General features: G+C 62.7%; 20 protein-coding genes and 1 pseudogene. 15 read left to right on the top strand and 6 right to left on the bottom strand.

Annotated features, from left to right (window positions below; all coding sequences use genetic code 11):
- Positions 1-94 precede the first annotated feature (94 nt).
- The 4 genes and pseudogenes from KGA81_RS16330 (at position 95) to nahK (ending at position 5,264) form a co-directional block, all read left to right on the top strand.
- Positions 95-901 carry a sulfite exporter TauE/SafE family protein gene (locus tag KGA81_RS16330; protein WP_223547223.1) on the top strand — a complete coding sequence of 269 codons (807 nt, stop codon included), beginning with the start codon at positions 95-97 and terminating at the stop codon, positions 899-901.
- A 42-nt stretch (positions 902-943) separates the two neighbouring features.
- Positions 944-1,243 (top strand): annotated as a pseudogene (locus KGA81_RS16325) (porin); the annotation flags it as partial.
- 300 nt (positions 1,244-1,543) lie between these two features.
- Positions 1,544-2,701, top strand: a complete 1,158-nt coding sequence (nosP, locus tag KGA81_RS16320) for a nitric oxide-sensing protein NosP (RefSeq protein ID WP_223547222.1) — start codon at positions 1,544-1,546, stop codon at positions 2,699-2,701.
- On the top strand, positions 2,631-5,264 hold the full coding sequence (gene nahK, locus KGA81_RS16315; protein WP_223547221.1) for a hybrid sensor histidine kinase/response regulator NahK/ErcS': 2,634 nt from the start codon (positions 2,631-2,633) through the stop codon (positions 5,262-5,264). The genes nosP and nahK overlap by 71 nt, the downstream gene beginning before the upstream one ends.
- Before the next feature lie 117 nt (positions 5,265-5,381).
- On the opposite strand, the gene KGA81_RS16310 is transcribed toward nahK, so the two are convergent.
- The 6 genes from KGA81_RS16310 to KGA81_RS16285 form a co-directional block, all read right to left on the bottom strand.
- Complete coding sequence (locus tag KGA81_RS16310; protein WP_108215949.1) at positions 5,382-6,047, bottom strand: response regulator transcription factor; 666 nt, start codon at positions 6,045-6,047, stop codon at positions 5,382-5,384.
- Positions 6,048-6,103: 56 nt separating this feature from the next.
- Entirely contained in the window at positions 6,104-6,661 is a 558-nt protein-coding gene (locus tag KGA81_RS16305) for a PQQ-dependent catabolism-associated CXXCW motif protein (protein ID WP_223547220.1), read from the bottom strand.
- Between the two features lie 221 nt (positions 6,662-6,882).
- Entirely contained in the window at positions 6,883-7,674 is a 792-nt protein-coding gene (locus tag KGA81_RS16300) for an ABC transporter permease (RefSeq protein ID WP_223547219.1), read from the bottom strand.
- Positions 7,671-8,402: an ABC transporter ATP-binding protein gene (locus KGA81_RS16295; RefSeq protein ID WP_223547218.1), complete on the bottom strand. Its 732-nt coding sequence runs from the start codon at positions 8,400-8,402 to the stop codon at positions 7,671-7,673. Before KGA81_RS16295 ends, KGA81_RS16300 begins: the two co-directional genes overlap by 4 nt.
- Positions 8,399-9,358: a YVTN family beta-propeller repeat protein gene (locus KGA81_RS16290; RefSeq protein WP_223547217.1), complete on the bottom strand. Its 960-nt coding sequence runs from the start codon at positions 9,356-9,358 to the stop codon at positions 8,399-8,401. The genes KGA81_RS16295 and KGA81_RS16290 overlap by 4 nt, the downstream gene beginning before the upstream one ends.
- A gap of 30 nt (positions 9,359-9,388) precedes the next feature.
- Complete coding sequence (locus tag KGA81_RS16285) at positions 9,389-10,573, bottom strand: ABC transporter substrate-binding protein (RefSeq protein ID WP_223547216.1); 1,185 nt, start codon at positions 10,571-10,573, stop codon at positions 9,389-9,391.
- Between the two features lie 210 nt (positions 10,574-10,783).
- On the opposite strand from KGA81_RS16285, the gene pedF reads away from it, so the two are divergent.
- The 11 genes from pedF (at position 10,784) to pqqE (ending at position 21,255) form a co-directional block, all read left to right on the top strand.
- The gene (gene pedF / locus KGA81_RS16280) at positions 10,784-11,245 is read left to right on the top strand and encodes a cytochrome c-550 PedF (RefSeq protein ID WP_218428668.1); all 462 of its coding nucleotides are present in this window, start codon (positions 10,784-10,786) and stop codon (positions 11,243-11,245) included.
- Between the two features lie 3 nt (positions 11,246-11,248).
- A complete protein-coding gene (locus KGA81_RS16275; RefSeq protein WP_223547215.1) occupies positions 11,249-12,124 on the top strand; it encodes a substrate-binding periplasmic protein in 876 nt (291 codons plus the stop codon).
- Positions 12,125-12,134: 10 nt separating this feature from the next.
- Complete coding sequence (locus KGA81_RS16270; RefSeq protein WP_223547214.1) at positions 12,135-12,896, top strand: quinoprotein dehydrogenase-associated SoxYZ-like carrier; 762 nt, start codon at positions 12,135-12,137, stop codon at positions 12,894-12,896.
- 46 nt (positions 12,897-12,942) lie between these two features.
- Positions 12,943-13,881: a quinoprotein relay system zinc metallohydrolase 1 gene (locus KGA81_RS16265; RefSeq protein ID WP_223547213.1), complete on the top strand. Its 939-nt coding sequence runs from the start codon at positions 12,943-12,945 to the stop codon at positions 13,879-13,881.
- 276 nt (positions 13,882-14,157) lie between these two features.
- Positions 14,158-15,933: a PQQ-dependent methanol/ethanol family dehydrogenase gene (locus KGA81_RS16260; protein ID WP_223547212.1), complete on the top strand. Its 1,776-nt coding sequence runs from the start codon at positions 14,158-14,160 to the stop codon at positions 15,931-15,933.
- Between the two features lie 216 nt (positions 15,934-16,149).
- A complete protein-coding gene (locus KGA81_RS16255) occupies positions 16,150-17,670 on the top strand; it encodes an aldehyde dehydrogenase family protein (RefSeq protein WP_223547211.1) in 1,521 nt (506 codons plus the stop codon).
- Between the two features lie 258 nt (positions 17,671-17,928).
- On the top strand, positions 17,929-18,000 hold the full coding sequence (gene pqqA, locus KGA81_RS16250; protein ID WP_003253598.1) for a pyrroloquinoline quinone precursor peptide PqqA: 72 nt from the start codon (positions 17,929-17,931) through the stop codon (positions 17,998-18,000).
- Positions 18,001-18,055: 55 nt separating this feature from the next.
- A complete protein-coding gene (gene pqqB / locus KGA81_RS16245) occupies positions 18,056-18,970 on the top strand; it encodes a pyrroloquinoline quinone biosynthesis protein PqqB (RefSeq protein ID WP_223547210.1) in 915 nt (304 codons plus the stop codon).
- A gap of 143 nt (positions 18,971-19,113) precedes the next feature.
- Positions 19,114-19,866 carry a pyrroloquinoline-quinone synthase PqqC gene (gene pqqC, locus KGA81_RS16240; RefSeq protein ID WP_223547209.1) on the top strand — a complete coding sequence of 251 codons (753 nt, stop codon included), beginning with the start codon at positions 19,114-19,116 and terminating at the stop codon, positions 19,864-19,866.
- Positions 19,863-20,135, top strand: coding sequence for a pyrroloquinoline quinone biosynthesis peptide chaperone PqqD (gene pqqD, locus KGA81_RS16235; protein ID WP_223547208.1), 273 nt, complete (start codon positions 19,863-19,865; stop codon positions 20,133-20,135). Before pqqC ends, pqqD begins: the two co-directional genes overlap by 4 nt.
- Positions 20,113-21,255, top strand: a complete 1,143-nt coding sequence (gene pqqE / locus KGA81_RS16230) for a pyrroloquinoline quinone biosynthesis protein PqqE (protein ID WP_223547207.1) — start codon at positions 20,113-20,115, stop codon at positions 21,253-21,255. Before pqqD ends, pqqE begins: the two co-directional genes overlap by 23 nt.
- Positions 21,256-21,268 lie beyond the last annotated feature (13 nt).

The following is a 21,268-nucleotide window of genomic DNA, read 5'->3' as shown; positions in this document are numbered from 1 at the left end:
AGGAGCGAGCTCGCTCCTACAAGTGCAGCAAAAGGAACAAGCAATGAACATCTGCGTGATCGAACCCGACTCCCGGCACTACTGAGAACTCCCTATGTTGCTGGCAAGTCTGTTTGGTGCAGTGATGGGGTTGGTGCTCGGCTTGACTGGCGCCGGTGGCGGTATCCTGGCGGTCCCGGCCCTGGTGTTGGGGTTGGGCTGGAGCATGACCCAGGCCGCTCCGGTGGCGTTGTTCGCGGTGGGCAGTGCGGCAGCGGTCGGCGCCATCGACGGCTTGCGCCATGGCCTGGTGCGGTATCGCGCGGCGCTGCTGATCGCGGCGTTGGGCGCGGTGTTTTCGCCGCTGGGCATCTATTTCGCCCACCGGTTACCGGAAAAGATCCTGATGATCCTGTTCAGCCTGCTGATGGTCGTGGTGGCCGGGCGGATGTTGCGCCGCGAGCGCAAGGACGAAGGCCCCAGCGATCACGGTCATGCCAACTGGGGCCAGAAGAACTGCATGCTCGATCAACAGACCGGGCGTTTTTCCTGGACCGCCAAATGCACCGCGACCCTCGCCGCTCTCGGGGCAGTGACCGGTGTGGTCTCGGGATTGCTGGGGGTGGGCGGCGGCTTTCTGATCGTCCCGGCGTTCAAGCAACTGACCGATGTGCAGATGCGCGGGATTGTCGCCACCTCGCTGATGGTGATCAGCCTGATTTCCGCCATCGGCGTGATCGGCGCGTTCCAGGCCGGCGTACGCATCGACGGTTCGGGCATTGCGTTCATCGTCTCCAGCATCGTCGGCATGATCATCGGCCGCAAGCTCTGCGCCCGGGTGCCGGCGCGGGCGTTGCAGGTCGGGTTTGCCAGCATCTGCGTCGTGGTCGCCGTGTACATGCTGATAAAAGCGAGCGCTTGACCTGTAGGAGCCCGGCTTGCCGGCGAAGGGGGCTTCAAGTGCGCCTTCGCCGGCGAGCCGACCCTGCGCAACGTCGACAGCGACGGCTACCTGTTGCAGGGCTCCTACAAACTGGGCAAGAACCGCCTGGCCTTGGCCTACGGCAAGACCAACGACGATGGCAACGGCGTGGTCGGCAGCGGCGCGGACTACGAGACCCGCGGCATCGCGTTGTTCCATGACGTGAACGACAACCTCAAGCTGGTGGCCGAGTACAACCAGTTCGAAATCAACGGCCACGACACCGACGAGCAGAACGAAGACACCGACACCTTTGCCGTGGGTGCGGTGCTGACCTGGTAATAAAGCCGATCTGCTTATCCTTTCCTTGTGGCGAGGCAGCTTGCTGCCGCTGGAGCGCGTAGCGGTCCGAATTCTGGTCGCGCATCGGCCGGTTTTGGGCCTGCTACGCAGTCCAGCGGGAGCAAGCTCCCTCGCCACGAAAGCGCGTGCTTCACCTCTGCAGCTACATCTTTCAAGTCCCCACCCCCTCAAACACTCTCATCCCATCGAAGCGGCTACCCGCTACCCAAGTAGCATTCGTCGCACCTCGCAGGCTTCGTACACTCGTGCCTCATACACACGCACCTGCGGGAGGTAAGGATGCAGCAGAGCGAAGGCGTCGTCAGCGCAATGTCCCAGGCCACCGATGCCCGACAGGTCGCGCAGGAACTGGCGCGACAGTTGTTGCATCCGCACCTGGGGTTCGTGCTGTTTTTCTGTTCCGCCGAGTACGACTTGCAGGCGCTGGGCCAGGCCTTGCAGCAAAGCTTCGGCGGCATTCGCCTGGCGGGCTGCACCAGCGCCGGGGAAATCACTGCGCTGGGCTACGGGCGCAATTGCGTGACGGCGGTGGGTTTCGATCACCGGCACTTTTCCATCGCCATCGAGCTGATCGACCAGATGGAGCACTTCAGCCTGATCGACGCCCAGCAAATGGTCGAGCGCCTGGTCAGTGGCTGTCGCAGCAACACCCTGGCCCCGATCAAGGGCAACAGCTTTGCCCTGACCCTGCTCGATGGCCTGTCCAGTCGCGAGGAAATGGTCCTGGCGGCCTTGAGCGCGGCCTTGGGCGATATTCCGCATTTCGGCGGCTCGGCCGGCGACGATAACTACCTGACCCATACCCATGTGTACTTCGATGGCGAGTTTCACAGCGGCGCGGCCGTGGTGGTGCTGGTCAATACCTGGCTGGATTTCGAAGTGTTCACCACCCACCACGTGCTGCCCCGTGCCGAGAAGCTGGTGGTCACCGGGGCCGACAGCGCCTCACGGCGAGTCTTCGAACTCAATGCCGAACCGGCCGCCGCCGAGTACGCCCGGCACATCGGCGTGCCGGTGGCGCAGCTCGATCACCGGGTCTTCGCCGCGAACCCGTTGGCGGTACGGATCAACCAGCAGTACTACGTGCGGGCCATCCAGCAGGTGCATCCGGACCTGAGCCTGAGTTTCTACTGCGCCGTGGAAAATGGCATCGTCCTCACCGCCATGACCCCGGGGCCGATGCTGCCGAACCTGCAGAGCCTGTTCGAGGGGTTGCAGGAGCGACTGGGGGATTTGCTGCTGACCATCGGTTGCGACTGTTTCCTGCGGCGTCTGGAGCTCGAAGACGACGGCAGTCTTGATCAGATCGGCTCGTTTTTGCGTGAGCAACGGGTGATGGGTTTCAACACCTATGGAGAACAGTTCAATGGCATGCACATCAACCAGACCTTCACCGGCGTTGCCATTGCCCGTGGCCGTGCCCCAGGACATCGCTGAGCTGCAGGCCGAGCTGGCCGCGCTGCGCCTGGAAAACCATAAACTGCAGCGCATCAATGGCGCGCTGATCGAACGGGTCGAGTCCGGGGTGACCCGCGGCAACGATCCGTACGCGGCGTTCCAGCATTCGGTGGTGCTGGCCGAGCAAGTGCGCGAACGCACCGATGCCCTGAACCAGGCCATGGCCGAACTCAAGGCCGGTAATCATTTGCTCAGCGAAGCCCGCCTGCGCGCGGAAACGGCACATCAACACCTGATCGATGCCATCGAAAGCATTTCCGACGCCTTCGTGCTGTTCGATGCCGAGCAGCGCATCGTGCTGTTCAACAGTCGCTTCAAGGCGTTCTGGAGCAACAGCCGGGTGCGGATCAACGCCGGCATGCGCCTGACCGAGGTCAAGCGGTTGATGATGAACAACCCCCTGTTCACCGAAGAGCCACGCGGGCATGCCGACGAAAACCTGTTGTACCGCCTGCAGAACGGGCGCTGGCTGCAAGTCAGCGAGCGGCCGACCCAGGAAGGAGGGCGGGTGATTCTGTTCACCGACATTACCGACGTCAAACTCAGCGAAACCATGCGTCGTGAGCAGGCGGTGGCGCAGAAGTCGCATTTGTTGCAGCGGGCGGTCGACAACCTGTCCCAAGGGGTGGCGATGGTCAGCGCCGAGGGCATTCTTGAATTATGGAACCGGCGTTTCCTGGAGTTGAGCGGTCTGGCGCCGGTGGCGGCCCATCGCCCGTTTGCCGAAGTGATTGCCGACAGCGAGTTGAACCTTTTGACCCCGGCCAGTCGCGATGGCAATGGACGACCGATCCGCGAATGCGAGCAGCGCCTGTTCGATGGCCGGGTCCTGGAAATCCGCACCCATCCGTTGCCCGCCGGCGGTTTCGTCAACACCTTCACCGACATCACCGAACGCTACCAGCACGCCGAGGCGCTGAGTGAAAGCGAACACTGGATTCGCCTGATTACCGATCACGTACCGGCATTGATTGCCTACCTCAATGCCGACCTGGTCTACGAGTTCACCAACAAGGTCTACGAAGAGTGGTACTGCTGGCCCCGCGGCGTGATGCTCGGCCAGAGCCTGCGCGAGGTGCACAGCGAACAGCATTACCAGCGGCTGGAGTCCTACGTGGCCAGGGCACTGGCCGGCGAGAGCGTGACCTTCGAGTTCGCTGAAACCAATGTCAACAACCAGGAGCGCTACATGCTGCGCTCCTATGTGCCCAACCGTCTGGCCAGTGGCGAAGTGGTGGGGATTTTCGTGCTGATCCGCGACATCACCGAACGCCGCCGCACCGCCGAAGCACTGCATCAGGCCTATCAGAACCTTGAGTTGCGGGTACGCGAGCGCACGGCGGAGTTGACCACCCTCAACGACCAGTTGCTGCGCGAGATCGATGAGCGGCGCCTGGTCGAGTCGCGCTTGCGCGAGGCCAAGCAGGAAGCCGAGCAGGCCAACCTGTCGAAAACCAAGTTCCTCGCCGCCGTCAGCCATGACCTGCTGCAACCGTTGAATGCCGCGCGCCTGTTTACCAGTGCCTTGCTGGAGCGGCGCGAGCCGATGTCCAGCGAAGTTCTGGTGCGCAACGTGAGCAATTCCCTGGAAGACGTGGAGAACCTGCTCGGCACCCTGGTGGATATTTCCAAGCTCGATGCGGGGGTGATCAAGGCCGACATTGTGCCGTTCGCCCTCAGTGAGCTGCTGGACAACCTGGCCGCCGAATACACCCAGGTGGCACGCAGTGAAGGCCTGCAACTGCACTTCATCGGCTGTTCGGCGCTGGTGCGCAGCGACATCCAGTTGCTGGCGCGGATTCTGCGCAACCTGCTGAGCAATGCGATTCGCTATACCTGCAGTGGCCGCGTGGTGCTCGGTTGCCGGCGGCATCATCAGTGCCTGACGATCGAAGTCTGGGACAGCGGCATGGGCATTGCCGAGCATCGCCTGGAGGAGATTTTCCAGGAGTTCAAGCGCGGTGATGTGCAGCGGCCCGATCAGGATCGCGGCCTGGGCCTGGGCCTGGCGATTGTCGAGAAAATTGCCGGCATCCTCGGGCATCGCATTCACGTGCGCTCGTGGCCGGGCCGGGGTTCGATGTTCTCGGTCGAAGTACCGTTGAGCGCCACTGCGCCGCAACCATCGCCGGCGCTGCAGATGAGCGAGCCGATGCTGGAACGCCTGCGCGGTGCCCGGATCTGGGTGCTGGACAATGACGCGACCATCTGTGCCGGCATGCGCACCTTGCTGGAGGGATGGGGGTGTCGGGTGGTGACGGCGCTGTCGGAGGAGGACCTGGCGCGGCAAGTGGACAACTATCACGCCGAGGCCGACCTGCTGATCGCCGACTATCACCTGGATAACGATCGGAACGGTGTCGATGCGGTGGCAAGAATCAACGCCCGCCGTGCCTCACCGATCCCGGCGATGATGATCACGGCCAACTACAGCAATGAACTCAAACAGCAGATCCGCGAGCTGGGCCACACCCTGATGCACAAACCGGTGCGGCCGATGAAGCTGAAGACGGCGATGAGTCATTTGCTGGGCAGGCCTTGAGTTTTGAGCGGTGATTGAGGGCCTCTTCGCTGGCAAGCCAGCTCCTACAGGGTTGAGGTGATTCTGTAGGAGCTGGCTTGCCAGCGAAAAGGGCGACCCGGTCTGTCAGGTAAAACCTCAACGCCGCAGATATGACCCGAAATCTATATCCCCGGCACTCAGGATCGCCTGAACCCGATTGTGCACGTTGAGCTTGCGCAGGATCGCCGAGACGTGGGCCTTGACCGTGGTTTCGGCGATTTCCAGGGTGTAGGCGATCTGCTTGTTCGATTCGCCCTTGGTCATGCGCTCCAGCACCTGCAGTTGCTTGCGGGTCAGGGCCTGGAGCAGCTCGGGCGGGAAGCTCGGGGTGTCGTTCATGCGCCGGTGGGTGCTGCTTTTGGCGGTGCGGATGATGTCCGGGGGCAGGTAGACGTTGCCATTGAGAATCTGCTGGATGGCATCGGTCATCTGGGTGCGGGGTGACGACTTGGTGATGAAACCCACCGCGCCGTAGGTGATGGCTTGCAGCACGATCTGCTTGTCCTGCTCGGCAGAGACAATCACCACCGGAATGGTCGGCGCCTCGTTACGCAGGTTGATCAGGCCATTGAGGCCGTGCATGCCGGGCATGTTCAGGTCGAGCAGGATCAGGTCCAGGTCGTCGTGTTCCTGGGTCAGGGCCAGGGCGCTGTCCAGGTCAGCGGTTTCCATTACTTCGCTGCCGGCAAAACCGTCGCTGATGACGTTGTGGATGGCTTCGCGAAACAGCGGGTGATCGTCGGCAATCAGGATTTTGTACATGGCCTTTCACCTCATTATTTTGATTATGGTGTGGCAACAACGCGCACGCGTAAAACTCAGGGAAAGGGCTCGGGCCGGGCCGGCGAAACCGGCAGCCCGGCCGCTTGCCAGGCGTCCAGGCCATCGCGATACCAATACAGAGTCTTATAGCCCATGGTGGCTGCGCGCTTGACCGCATTCCAGCTCAACCAGCAGTCGGAGCGGCAATAGAAGACCAGCGGTTGCGTCGGGTCGCCGGCGGTCAGCTTTTTCAGGTTGGCGGCGAAATAGTCCTGCCATTGCGGCGTGAGGTCGCCGTCTCCGGTATTGGCCAGCCAATGGCTGCCGGGCAGGTTTTCATGGGGCTGGTCTTCGATGAATTGCCCTTGCAGCCACTGACGGCGGTAGACGTCGATCAGCGCCGGGCGCGGGGTTTGATTGAGCAGGTTTTGCAGGGCGCGGGTGTCGACGGTGGTTGCGCCTTGCAGCTGGTCTGGCGTCGGGCTGCGGTACAGGCCGATGCGATAGCCGTCAGCGGAGAACAGCGCAGTGTCGGCCTGCGCGGTGCTCAGCAGCAGGCCCAGCGACAGGGCGGCAAGAGTCGGGCGCAACAGGCAACGTCGGGCACGCGGCATGGATTCAGTCCTTATAGTTATGGACCTATTACATGCCAGTCGGGGGGCGTTGGGAATGCGACGATAGACAGGGAAACCAGTACTAAAGTAGTAATTTCCCTGTGATTGTAGAGAACCCTCGTAGGAGCTGGCTTGCCAGCGAAGAGGCCGGCAGCTCCAGCATTGATGTTGGCTGGCCTACCGCCTTCGCCGGCAAGCTGGCTCCTACAGGGGGCGTGTTGTCAGTTGGCTTTGCGCAAGGCTGCATGCTGCGGGTTGAAGGTCAGTACGGCGAGCAACGCGAACAGCAGCGTCAGCCCCGCGCACACCGTCAGTGCCAGCGGATTGAAGCGTTCATAAAGGGCGAAACGCACCAGCTCCACCGCATGGGTGAAGGGATTGACCGCGCACAGCCAATACAGCCACTCGCTGGCCTCGCGCATCTTCCACAGCGGATACAGCGCCGATGACAGGAAAAACAGCGGGAAGATCACGAAATTCATCACCCCGGCAAAGTTCTCCAGCTGGCGGATCGCATTCGACAGCAACAGGCCCAGGGCGCTGAGCAGCAATGCCACCAGCAGCAGGGCCGGCAATGCGATCAACAAGCCCTCGGCCGGTGGCCGCACGCCGTAGACCCAGGCAATCGCCAGGAACGCATACACCTGCAACAGAGAAATCAGCGACGTGGCCAACAGTTTGCTGCACAGCAGAAAGGTTCGGGGCAGGGGGCTGGTCAGCAACACGCGCATGCTGCCCATTTCGCGGTCGTAGACCATCGACAGTGACCCTTGCATGCCGTTGAACAGCAGGATCATGCAGGCCAGGCCGGGAATGATGTAGACCTCGTACGGGATGTAGGTGTCGTAGGGTTCGATGATCGCGATCCCCAACGCTGCGCGAAAACCGGCGGCGAACACCAGCAGCCACAGCAAAGGCCGCACCAGTGCGCTGAGAAACCGCGTGCGTTGCAGCACAAAACGCAGCCACTCGCGCAGCACGATACCGCTAAAGCATTGCCAGTAAGCGTTCATTGGGCAGCTCCTGATGTTGTCAGGCGGGTGAAGGCCGAACCGAGGTCACCGCCGTGTTCCTGGCTCAGGGCATCGGCCTGCCCACTGGCCACCAGCCGGCCCTGATGCAGGATCAGCAAGTCATCGCTGGGCTGCACTTCGTCGAGCAGGTGAGTGGTCCAGAGCACGCTGATGCGCTCGTCGCGACACAGGCTGCGGATGTGCTGGTTGAGCGCCCGGCGACTGGCCGGGTCGAGGCCGACACTGGCTTCATCGAGCAGCAACAGGCGCGGCTCATGCAACAGGGCGCGGGCAATTTCCACCCGGCGACGATGGCCGCCATTGAGTTCACGCACCCGTTCGCGACGGCGTTCGGTCAGGGCCTGGCGGGCCAGTTCGGCGTCGACCCGAAGGTCGGTCTGGCGCCGGGACAGGCCATGCAATGCAGCGTGATAACGCAGATTCTGCTCGACGCTGAGATCCAGGTCCAGGGTGCTTTGCTGGAACACCACACCCAACTGTTTGAGTGCCGGGCGTGCCGCGCTACGCAATGAACAGCCACCGACGCGGATCTCGCCGTGCTGCAGATCATAGAGCCGGGTCAGCAGGGCAATCAGGGTCGACTTGCCCGCGCCGTTGGGTCCCAGCAGCGCGGCGAAACGCCCGGGCTCCAGGCTGAAACTCACTTTGCGCAAGGCCTCTCGAGCACCGTAGGCGAAGCACAGGTCGCTGACTTCAAGGGCGTTCATGGCGTCACCACCACGCCCCAGGGATAGCGCCCGACCTTCACCGACTTGCTCACCTTGAGGCTGTCGACATCGATCACCGAGACATCGCCGCTGACGCCGTTGGTGGCCAGCAATTGCTTCTGGTCCGGGGTGAACGCCATCTGCCAGACCCGTCGCCCCACCAGCAGGTAATCGACAATCTCGAAGGTCTTGGCATCGATCACCGCCACGTGATTGGCCGGGCCGAGGGCGACGAAAGCGTATTTTCCATCGGCGCTGAGCTTGATGCCCACCGGTTGCACCTTGTCCGGGTGCACGCCCTTGATCTGAAAGTTCAGGGTCTTGAGCACGGTGCGGCTGGCCACATCGAGAATGGTCACGGTGCCGCCGATTTCCGCAGAGGCCCAGAGCTGTGCGCCATCGGGGGAGAACTCGACGAAGCGCGGGCGCTGGTCCACCAGGGTGCTGTCGGCCAGGGTCTGGGTGCTGGTGTCGATCCAGTGCAGCATGTTGGTGGTTTCGCTGGTATTGACCGCCCACTTGCCGTCGGGGCTCACCGCCATGCCTTCGGGTTCGACGCCGACGTTGATCTGGCCGAGGACCTTCGAGGTGTCGGTGTCGATCACCGTGACCAGTGCATCGTCTTCGTTGGAAACGTACAACCAGCGATTGTTGGGGTGCAGGGCGAATTGCTCGGGGTCCTTGCCCGAGGGCAGTTCCTTGATGATCTTGCGCGTGGCCACGTCCATCACCTGGACCCGGTCCGAGTCACTGGCGCAGATGTACAACAGCTTGTTGTCATGGGACAGCAGCAGGCCGCGGGGGCGCTGGCCGACGGGCAGGGTGTCGGTGACTTGCAGGGTCTGCAGGTCGATCAGGCTCAGGCTGTTGTCCTTTTCGTTGGAGACCCAGGCAGTGCTGGCAACGGCATGGCCAGCGGCGAGCAGCAAAGTGCAAGAGAGCAGGGTGCGGCGCATGGCGGATTCCTTGTTGTTGTGATTATCGGATCAGGGAAAGCGGCAGCTGACCTCGGACTTGTCGTAACCCAGGCTGTCCATCTCGTTGAACGGGTGCAGAAAACCGTCCTGGGGCGAGGTGCTGACCAGCGCCCTGGGTTGCACGATAGGGATCGGCTGGCGCAACTGGCCGTTCCACGGCCGATAGCTGAGCTTGCGGCCCTTGAAACCGTCGAGGGGCAACTGGTCGCTGATGTCCAGCGTACGGATCGCCATAGGTTCGGCCTGGCGCAGTTTGCTCACGGCGCTGGCGATACTGCGCACGGCCATCCAGGCGGCGAAGTCGCGGTCATTCATCCAGCGCCCGGTCAGGGCTTCGAAGCGTTTTTGCAGCTGCGCGGCGCCATAGGTTTCCACGGTCTTGTGCCAGCCCACCGGGGTCAGGCCCTGGGTGCCGGCGACCGGACGCGGGTACCAGGTCTGGTAGGGCACGTATTCGCCAAAGTCGCCACGTTCATCGGCCACCAGTACCACGTCGTACTCGGTGGTCTGGGTAAACAGCGGCATGTCCGCCTGGGCGCTGCGGCGTTGGTCGTTATCGAAGCTCCAGGGTTTTTCCGCCACCAGTTGCAAGCCGAAGCGCTTGGCGGCGCGGCGCAGGGCAGCGGCATAGGCTTGATCGTCCGGGGTCGGGCCGACAATCAGCAGCGCCCGTTGCCATTTGCGCAGCACCAGAAACTGCGCCAGTGCATCGGCGAGCATCGCCCGGCTCGGCAAGGTGTGCAGCACGTTCGGCAGGCAATCGGTGGTGCGCAGGTTGTCGTCCGGGCTACCGGCGTTGAACAGCAGGCTGTCGGGCAGGGCGGCACTCAATTGGCGCAGGCTGGTGGCGGGGGCATTCACCACAAACAGGCGCAGGCCTTGTTCGTGCTGAGTCTTCGCCGCTTCGAGCAAGGCCTCGGGGCTGTCGACGTTGGCGCTGACCAGGCTGTAGCCGTGATTGAGAAAACGCCCGGTGCTGTTGCTGTCGGTGATCGCCAGTTCGGCGCCGCGCAGCCCGGCATCGGTGGGTTCGGGAATGACGTTCGACAGCAGCGGGCCTGGGTCGGGGCGATAACCCAGATAGCCGATGCGCACCTGCAAGGGGGCGTCCGCGGCCTGGCTCCGGGTGGCCAGGCCGGCGGCGCAGGCAATCGCCAGCAGGTAGATCAGGGCGTAAGGGGCAAGCTGGCGCATAAGGCTCTCCATGACCGTTAGCGCCAGCATAGAAAGCCGGTGAGGCTGAGCAAATATGCAGAAAGTACCGGTGGTGTCCATCCGGCGCCTTACTACCAAGGGACTAGGTGGCGACCACCAAAGCAGCATGGGGTGAGTGCGATGCCGTTTTTAAGATGGCTGCCATAGCCTCTGCCAAGAGGTTTTGCGTGCAACCCAGAGGGCATAACAATGACAACAAAACGCAACGCCTTGCTCGTGACCGGGCTATTGGCCGGTCTGATCAGCGCAGGTTCCGTCTGGGCCCACGGCAACGTGGTGCCACAAGCCGTGGCCACCCCGGGGCTGACCCCGATCAAGGATGCCGGTGTGCAACTCGATGCCGACGGCTGGGCCGCGGTGAACCCGTATCGCACTGCTCCGGAACACGACAAGGCAGTGGAGATCGGCTCTTCGGCCTACACCCAGAACTGCGCGGCCTGTCACGGCCTGGAAGCCAAGTCCGGTGGTATCGCCCCCGACTTGCGCATGCTCGATGTCGGTGAGGCGGGCGATGAATGGTTCGCCGAACGGGTGCGCCATGGCGCGGTGCGCGACGGTCGGGTGTACATGCCGAAGATGGCCGACTACCTGAGCCAGGAAGCCCTGTGGGCGGTGCGCACTTATCTGGACACCGTGCACGTCGAGGAGTGACCCATGCGCCTGCTCGCGGTGTTGATCAGCGCTCTGTGGCTGTGCTGCCAGGCGGCGCAGGCGCAGGTTCGCAACTACGACGAAATGATCGCCGCCGGGGAGCTGAAGGTGGCGGTCTACAAGGACTTCGCCCCCTACAGCTTTGAAAGCGCCGGAAAGCCCCAGGGTGTCGATGTCGAACTTGCCGAAGCCCTGGCCAAGGCGCTCGGCGTGCGCCTGACGCTGATCTGGGCACCGGCCGGGGAAAAGCTCGACGACGACCTGCGCGATTACATCTGGCGTGCCAGTGCCTTGCACAACCAGCAACTGGCTGACCTGATGATGCGCGTGCCCTATGACCGCGACTACGCGCAGAAGCGCAACGAGTTCGGCGAGCTGGTCAACGGTCAAGTGGTGATGTTCGGTCCGTATCAAAACGAACAATGGCAGGTGGCCTATGACCGCCGGCGACTGGACAAGGTCGCCAGCGTTGCGGTGTTCGAGCAACACCCGATCGGTGTCGAAGTCGACAGCGTGCCGTCGTTCTACCTGACCTCGGTGTTCAACGGCATGCTCGCCGGCAAGACCCATCACTATCCCGGCGTGCCCCAGGCGTTTACCGCGATGAAGGCCGGTGAGGTCGACGCGGTGATGGCCATGCGCGGCGAGATCGACTGGCAGGTCCATGAAGCGGCCGACCCGCAAGTGGCACTGGCGGAGAATGCCTACCCGAACATGGGCAAGCAGCTTTGGGAAATCGGCATGGCGGTGCACGAAAGCAATCGCCAACTGGCCTATGCCGTGGAAGAGGCGCTCGAAGGCCTGATCCGCGAGGGCGCGGTGAAGACCATCTACGGCCATTACGGCCTGCGTTACGACGTGCCCGAGATGTATCAATAAGGAGCAGGCGATGAAATGGCGAGGGAGTTGTCTGTTGGCCTGCTGGTTAAGCCTGGCGGCACAGGCCGCCGAAATCGATCCCGGCAAAGACCCGGTGCCATCGGTGATGTGGGCCTTCTATCAGCAGCGGTTTCTGGGCAATGCGCCGTTCGTTTTCGATGATCGGGTCAAGTTGCTGGCGCCGCCGTTTGCCGAAGATGCCCGGCAGGTGCCGCTGGAAATCGACGCCCGGGCATTCAAGGGCGAAGTGGTGAAGATCCTCGCCTGGGCCGAGCTGAACCCGTTGCCGAAAATCGTCGACTTCCAGCCGCTGAATTCGGTTTTGCCCTGGCTGTCGTTGCGCATTCGCATCGAACAGGCCACGCCCTTGCGCGCGGCGGTGTTGACCCGCGACGGCGTATGGCATGTCGGTTCGACCCTGATCGACGCGGCAGGTGGCGGCTGCACCGCGCCGAGCGTGGTACGCAGCCAGCCGGGCTGGGAGGAGCACATCGGCGAAGTGCTCGGCGGGCGTTATCCCCGGGGTGAATTCAGCCGCTTGCGTTTGCAGGTGGCCCATCCCATGGACAACGGCATGGTCAGCGGCATTCCGGAATTTTTCATCAACCATGCCGAGTTGCGCGACCAAAACGAGCAAGTGCTGGCCCGGCTGGAGCTGTTCCCTGCGGTCAGCGAAAACCCCAACCTGGCCTTCGACGTCGAAGGAGCAGGGCAAACGCGCCTGCTGCTGCGGGACAACAGCGGTAATGAGTTCGATGCGTCGATACTCTGAGCCAAAGAAGCGTGACCCCAAGAAACGCGACCCCAAGGAGCGTGGCATGCGCTGGATCCTGTTGATGGTGTTAAGCGTCAGTCTGCCGGCCCTGGCCGATCTCGAGTACTCGCTCAAGCCCCGGCAGATCGCCCAGGACACCTGGCTGCTGGAAGGCAGTACCGATAATTTCGCCAAGGCCAATGGCGGCAACATCGTCAACACCGCGTTCATCGTCACTGAACGCGGTGTGGTGGTGATCGACACCGGGCCGTCCAGGCGTTACGGCGAAGCGATGCGCAAGGCCATTGCCGCCACCACTGATAAACCGGTGATCGAGGTCTTGCTGACCCATCACCACCCGGACCATGTGCTGGGCAATCAGGCCTTCAGCGACGTGCCGATCGGCGCCTTGGCCGGCACCACCGAGCTGTTGCACCGGCAAGGCGATGCCATGGCCGAGAATATGTACCGCATGGTGGGTGACTGGATGCGTGGCACCGAAGTGGTGCTGCCGACCCAGACGCTGACACCCGGCGTGAAAAGTTTTGGGAATCACGATCTGCGTCTGCTGAGCCTGGGTGGGCATACGGGCGCGGATCTGGCTATTCTCGACCAGCAAACCGGCGTGCTGTTTGCCGGGGACCTGGTGTTTTATCAACGGGCCCTGACTACCCCCAACAGTCCAGGGCTGTCCGTGTGGCTGGCGGACATCGCGACCCTGCAAGGCTTGCCCTGGACGCTGGTCGTACCCGGCCACGGCCCGGTGGCGAGCGATCCACAACCCTTCGAGCAAATGCGCGATTACCTGACCTGGCTCGATCAGCTCATGCGCGACGGCGCGGCCAATGGCAGCGACATGGCCGAGATGATCCGCAGCCCCATCCCCGAACGCTTCGCCGGGATCAACCTGAGCCGTTATGAGCTGATCCGCAGCGTCAGCCATCTGTACCCGCGCTACGAGCGCGAGCGGATGACGCGGGTGGATTCTGCCGTACAAAAGTGAGCAAACACAGACCCCCTGTGGGAGCGAGCTTGCTCGCGATGGCGTCGTATCAGCCGACATCAATGTTGACGGTCAGGGCCTCATCGCGAGCAAGCTCGCTCCCACAGGGGATTTTCGTCTGGCACAAAATCCGCTGCTCATCTCCTCCCACCCTGTACCAAGGAACTAGCAATCTCCTCATTGCGGGCAATTGTTGCCAGGGCGGTGGCGCTCAAGAATCTGCACCAGACCGGGAAAATATCCCGGACATAACAACAATCCGCAGAGGAAGCCGTCATGACTCAACCCGCACGTCGCCAGCCCTTCGTCCTGAGCCTGCTGCTCAGTGCCATGCTGTTGTCCGGCCAGGCATTGGCCGGGGTTTCCGACCAGGACATTCTCCAGGACCCGAAGAACCCGGAACAGATCGTGACCAACGGCCTCGGCGTTCAGGGTCAGCGCTACAGCCCGCTGGATATTCTCAACGTCGACAACGTCAAGGAACTGCGGCCGGCGTGGGCGTTTTCCTTTGGCGGTGAAAAACAGCGTGGCCAGCAAGCGCAGCCGATGGTCAAGGACGGTGTGATGTACATGACCGGTTCCTACTCCCGCGTATTCGCCGTGGATGCGCGTACCGGCAAGAAACTCTGGCAATACGACGCGCGCCTGCCCGATGACATCCGTCCCTGCTGCGACGTGATCAACCGTGGCGTCGCGCTGTATGGCGACCTGGTGATCTTCGGCACCCTCGACGCCAAGCTCGTGGCGCTGAACAAGGACACCGGCAAGGTGGTGTGGAGCAAGAAAGTCGCCGACCACAAGGAAGGCTACTCGATCAGCGCCGCGCCGCTGGTGATCAACGGCAAGCTGATTACCGGCGTGGCCGGTGGCGAGTTCGGCGTGGTGGGCAAGATCGAGGCCTACGACCCGAAAAACGGTGACCTGTTGTGGACCCGGCCGACGGTCGAAGGCCATATGGGCTACGTCTACAAGGACGGCAAAGCCGTGGAGAACGGCATCTCCGGCGGCGAGGCGGGCAAGACCTGGCCGGGCGATCTGTGGAAGACCGGCGGTGCGGCCCCTTGGCTTGGCGGCTATTACGACCCGGAAACCAACCTGCTGCTGTTCGGCACCGGCAACCCGGCGCCGTGGAACTCGCACCTGCGCCCTGGCGACAACCTCTACTCCTCATCGCGTCTGGCGCTCAACCCGGACGACGGCACCATCAAGTGGCACTTCCAGAGCACACCCCACGACGGTTGGGACTACGACGGCGTGAACGAGCTGGTGTCGTTCAACTACAGCGAAGGCGGCAAGGAAATCAAGGCGGCGGCCACGGCCGACCGTAACGGCTTCTTCTACGTGCTGGACCGCACCAACGGCAAATTCATCCGTGGCTTCCCGTTCGTGGACAAGATCACCTGGGCCACCGGCCTGGATAAGAACGGCCGGCCTATCTACAACGAGGCCAGCCGTCCCGGCGCCCCGGGCTCGGAAGTCAAGGGCAGTTCGGTGTTCGTGGCGCCGGCGTTCCTCGGTGCGAAAAACTGGATGCCGATGGCTTACAACCAAGACACCGGGCTGTTCTATGTGCCGTCCAACGAGTGGGGCATGGACATCTGGAACGAAGGCATCGCCTACAAAAAAGGCGCGGCGTTCCTCGGGGCCGGTTTCACCATCAAACCGTTGAACGAAGACTACATCGGCGTGCTGCGGGCCATCGACCCGAAAACCGGCAAGGAAGTCTGGCGCCACAAGAACTACGCGCCGCTGTGGGGCGGGGTGCTGACCACCAAGGGCAACCTGGTGTTCACCGGCACGCCGGAAGGCTTCCTGCAGGCGTTCAACGCCAAGACCGGCGAGAAGGTCTGGGAGTTCCAGACCGGCTCCGGCGTGCTCGGCTCGCCCGTGACCTGGGAAATGGACGGCGAACAGTACGTCTCGGTGCTCTCCGGCTGGGGCGGCGCGGTACCGCTGTGGGGCGGTGAAGTGGCCAAGCGCATCAAGGACTTCAACCAGGGCGGCATGCTCTGGACCTTCAAGCTGCCCAAGGACCTGGTGGCCAAGCACTGAGGGGACGCAACATACCTTGTAGGAGCTGGCTTGCCAGCGAATAGGCCCTTCAGACATGCATCGCCAATGAAGACGCCTTCGCCGGCAAGCCGGCTCCTACTACCAAATAACGAGAGCCCCTCCTGCCAACGATGCATTCGTCTGGCACGCGGGGCTCTCTAGTATCGGCTCATCGCCTGTCAGTACGACAGGCATCGACCCAGACAGAGGCCCACCATGATCTACGCACAACCCGGAACCCCAGGCGCCGTCATTACCTTCAAGCCGCGCTACGGCAACTTCATCGGCGGCGAGTTCGTCGCTCCGATCAATGGCGAGTACTTCACCAACACCTCGCCGGTCACCGGTGAAGTGATCGCCGAGTTCCCGCGCTCCAGCGCCGCCGACATCGACAAGGCCCTCGACGCCGCCCATGCCGCCGCGGATGCCTGGGGCAAGACCTCGGCCCAGGATCGCTCCCTGGTGCTGCTGAAAATCGCCGACCGCATCGAACAGAACCTTGAGGTGCTGGCCGTCACCGAAACCTGGGACAACGGCAAGGCCGTGCGCGAAACCCTGAACGCCGACGTGCCGCTGGCGGCCGACCACTTCCGTTACTTCGCCGGCTGCATCCGCGCCCAGGAAGGCGGGGCCGCCGAGATCAACGAACTGACCACGGCCTATCACTTCCATGAGCCCCTGGGCGTGGTCGGGCAGATCATTCCGTGGAACTTCCCGCTGCTGATGGCCGCCTGGAAACTCGCCCCGGCCCTCGCCGCCGGTAACTGCATCGTGCTCAAGCCTGCTGAGCAAACGCCGCTGTCGATCATGGTCTTCGCTGAGCTCATCGCCGATCTGCTGCCGGCGGGCGTGCTGAACATCGTCCAGGGCTTCGGTCGCGAAGCCGGCGAAGCCCTGGCCACCAGCAAGCGCATCGCCAAGATCGCCTTCACCGGCTCGACCCCGGTGGGTGCGCACATCATGCATTGTGCCGCCGAGAACATCATCCCGAGCACCGTCGAGCTGGGCGGCAAGTCGCCGAACATCTTCTTCGAAGACATCATGAACGCGGAACCTGCGTTCATCGAAAAAGCCGCCGAAGGCCTGGTGCTGGCGTTCTTCAACCAGGGCGAAGTCTGCACCTGTCCGTCCCGGGCGCTGGTGCAGGAGTCGATCTACGAGCCGTTCATGGCCGAAGTGATGAAGAAGATCGTCAAGATCAAGCGCGGCAACCCGCTGGACACCGAGACCATGGTCGGCGCCCAGGCGTCCGAGCAACAATACGACAAGATCCTCTCGTACCTGACCATTGCCCAGGAGGAGGGCGCCGAGCTGCTCACCGGCGGCGCGGCCGAACGACTGGAGGGCGACCTGTCCAGCGGCTATTACATCCAGCCGACCCTGCTCAAGGGTCACAACAAGATGCGTGTGTTCCAGGAAGAAATCTTCGGCCCGGTGGTGGGCGTCACCACCTTCAAGGACGAAGCCGAAGCCCTGGCCATCGCCAACGACAGCGAGTTCGGCCTCGGTGCCGGCCTGTGGACCCGCGACATCAACCGCGCCTACCGCATGGGCCGGGCGATCAAGGCCGGGCGCGTGTGGACCAACTGTTACCACCTGTACCCGGCACACGCCGCGTTCGGTGGCTACAAGAAGTCCGGCGTCGGTCGGGAAAACCACAAGATGATGCTCGATCATTACCAACAGACCAAAAACCTGCTGGTGAGCTACGACATCAATCCGCTGGGGTTCTTCTGATTCCTTAAGCACGACGCATAACCTGTGGGAGCGAGCTTGCTCGCGATGAGGCCAGCACATTCGACATCTCGGTTGACTGTTGCTCCGTCATCGCGAGCAAGCTCGCTCCCACATTGGTTTTTGGTGTGTACAGAATTTGTGCAACCCCCCCCTACCAAATCACCCCCTAAGCTCCTTCGAAAGTAGCATTCGGGCCCTCATCGCCCCGTGCATTAATGGCTCTACCGGAATCACCCGGCACAAGAAGAGGAATGACCCATGTGGACTAAACCCGCGTTTACCGATCTGCGCATTGGCTTCGAAGTGACGATGTATTTCGCCAACCGTTGATTGATCACCCGGCCAGCCGCTGCGTTGGCCGGGCCTGCCTTCTGGAGCATCTGCCATGCATATCCGCGTTCTCGGTTCCGCCGCTGGCGGTGGTTTCCCGCAGTGGAACTGCAACTGCCGCCAGTGCGCCGGTGTGCGCAATGGCAGCCTGCGTGCCCAGCGCCGTACGCAGTCGTCGATCGCCCTGAGCGACGACGGCGTGGAGTGGGTGCTGTGCAACGCGTCACCGGACATCCGCGCGCAACTCGAGAGTTTTGCGCCCATGCAACCGGCGCGGCGCCTGCGTGACAGCGCCATCGCCGGCATCGTGTTGCTGGACAGCCAGATCGACCATTGCACCGGTTTGCTCAGCCTGCGTGAAGGCTGCCCGCATGCGGTGTGGTGCACCGAGCGCGTGCATCAGGACCTGAGCAGTGGTTTCCCGTTGTTCAACATGCTTGAGCACTGGAACGGTGGATTGCACTGGCAACCGGTCGGCCTCGAGCGCCAGCCGTTCAGCATCCCGGCCTGCGAATATTTGCAATTTCGCGCGATTCCCTTGGTGAGCAACGCACCGCCGTATTCGCCCAATCGTGGCAACCCGCAACCGGGCGACACCATAGGCCTGTTCATCGAAGACCTGCGCAACGGCGCCTCGCTGTTCTATGCCCCGGGGCTTGGCAAAATCGACGACGAAGTGCTGGGCTGGATGCAGCGTGCCGATTGCCTGCTGCTGGACGGCACCCTGTGGCGCGACGACGAAATGCGTATCTGCGAAGTCGGCCAGAGCCTGGGCAGCGAAATGGGGCACCTCCCGCAAAGCGGCCCCGGCGGGATGCTGGAAGTGCTGGAAGCCTTCCCTCGCCAGCGCAAGGTGCTGATCCACGTCAACAACACCAATCCGATCCTCGATGAAGACTCCGCCGAGCGGGCGTTGCTGGAGCGGCGGGGGATTGAAGTGGCTTATGACGGCATGAGTATTGAGCTATAGCGGCTGGCCCCTTCGCGAGCAAGCTCGCTCCCACAATGGATTTCTGCTGTACATGAAATTTGTGCTCCCACCGAGCACCTGTGGGAGCGAGCTTGCTCGCGATAGGGCCGGCGCGGGCACCGCAAAAATTCCCGGAGAACAAAATGACTGACAACGCAATGTCCCCCAGCGAATTCGAAGCCGCCCTGCGCGCCAAGGGCGCCTACTACCACATCCACCATCCCTTCCACCAGGCCATGTACGCCGGCCGCGCCAGCCGCGAACAGATCCGGGGCTGGGTCGCCAATCGCTTCTACTATCAGATCAACATTCCGCTCAAGGACGCCGCGATTCTCGCCAACTGCCCGGACCGTGACGTGCGCCGGGAGTGGCTGCAACGGATTCTCGACCACGACGGCGTCCCCGGCAGCGAAGGTGGTATCGAAGCCTGGCTGCGCCTGGGCGAAGCCGTGGGCCTGGATCGCGAACAGATCCTCTCCCAGGAACTGGTGCTGCCCGGGGTGCGTTTTGCGGTGGACGCCTACGTCAATTTCGCCCGTCGCGCCTGCTGGCAGGAAGCGGCCAGCAGTTCGCTGACCGAACTCTTTGCTCCCCAGATCCATCAGTCGCGGCTCGACGCCTGGCCCACCCATTACCCGTGGATCGACGTCGCCGGCTATGACTACTTCCGCACGCGCCTGAGCCAGGCACGGCGCGATGTCGAGCATGGCTTGCGCATCACCCTGGCGCACTACGTGACGGCCGAGGGGCAACAACGCATGCTGCAGATTCTGCAATTCAAGCTCGACGTGCTGTGGAGCATGCTCGATGCCATGAGCATGGCCTACGAGCTTGCACGCCCGCCGTATCACACGGTCACCGACGACAACGTCTGGCACCGGGGGATCGCCCTGTGAGCCTGATCGATCGCCAGCAGTCACCGGCCTTGCGCCGCGGCTTTCGCCTGCAATGGGAACCCCGTCAGGACTGCCACGTGCTGCTGTACCCCGAAGGCATGATCAAGCTCAACGCCAGTGCCGGACAGATTCTCGACCTGGTGGATGGCCAGCGCAGCGTGGCGGCGATCATTGAGCGATTGAGTGCGGATTTCCCCGGCGTACCGGGGATCGACGAAGACGTGCTGGCGTTTCTGGAGGTGGCCCATGCGCAGTTCTGGATCGAGTGAGACGCCGCCCGGACCGCCATTGTGGCTGCTCGCCGAGCTGACCTACCGCTGTCCGCTGCAATGCCCCTATTGCTCCAACCCGCTGGACTTTGCCCGGCACGGCGAGGAGCTGAGCACGCAAGAGTGGATTCGCGTATTCCGCGAAGCGCGGGACATGGGCGCCGCGCAACTGGGGTTTTCCGGTGGCGAGCCGCTGGTACGTCAGGACCTCGCCGAGTTGATCAAGGCTGCCCGGGACATGGGCTACTACACCAACCTGATCACCTCGGGTATCGGCCTGACCGAGCAGAAGGTGCGCGACTTCAAGGTGGCCGGGCTGGACCATATCCAGATCAGCTTCCAGGCTGCCGACGAGGCGGTGAACAACATGCTCGCCGGCTCGCGCAAGGCCTTTGCGCAGAAACTCGCGATGGCCCGCGCGGTGAAAGCCCAAGGCTATCCGATGGTGCTGAACTTCGTCACCCATCGGCACAACATTGACCGGATCGCGCAGATCATCGAGCTGTGCCTGGAGCTGGAGGCGGATTTTGTCGAGTTGGCCACCTGCCAATTCTACGGCTGGGCCGAACTGAATCGCGTCGGGCTGTTGCCTACACGCGAGCAATTGCAGCGTGCCGAACGCATCACCAACGACTATCGCCAGCGTCTCGAAGCCCAGGGCCACCCGTGCAAGCTGATCTTCGTCACCCCGGACTACTACGAGGAACGTCCCAAGACCTGCATGAATGGCTGGGCCAACCTGTTTCTCGACATCACCCCCGACGGCACGGCGCTGCCTTGCCACAGCGCCCGGCAATTGCCTGTGCAGTTTCCCAATGTGCGCGAGCACAGCCTCTCGCACATCTGGAACGACTCGCTCGGCTTCAATCGTTTTCGCGGCGATGACTGGATGAAGGAGCCGTGCCGCTCCTGCGACGAAAAGCACAAGGACCTGGGAGGATGCCGCTGCCAGGCCTTCATGCTGACCGGCGATGCCGCCAATGCCGACCCGGTGTGCAGCAAGTCGCCTCACCACGGCGTGATCCTCAAGGCCCGCGAGGAAGCAGAGGCACCGGGGTTGGGGATGGAGCACCTGACGCTGCGCAATGCGAAAGCCTCTCAGCTGATCTATCGCGGCTAGTCTGGTGACACAT

This window comes from Pseudomonas sp. A-B-19 (assembly GCF_019947515.1).
Lineage (GTDB): Bacteria > Pseudomonadota > Gammaproteobacteria > Pseudomonadales > Pseudomonadaceae > Aquipseudomonas.
The sequence above is the reverse complement of the archived record's forward strand: the minus strand, read 5'-3'. Positions and strand labels throughout refer to the sequence as shown.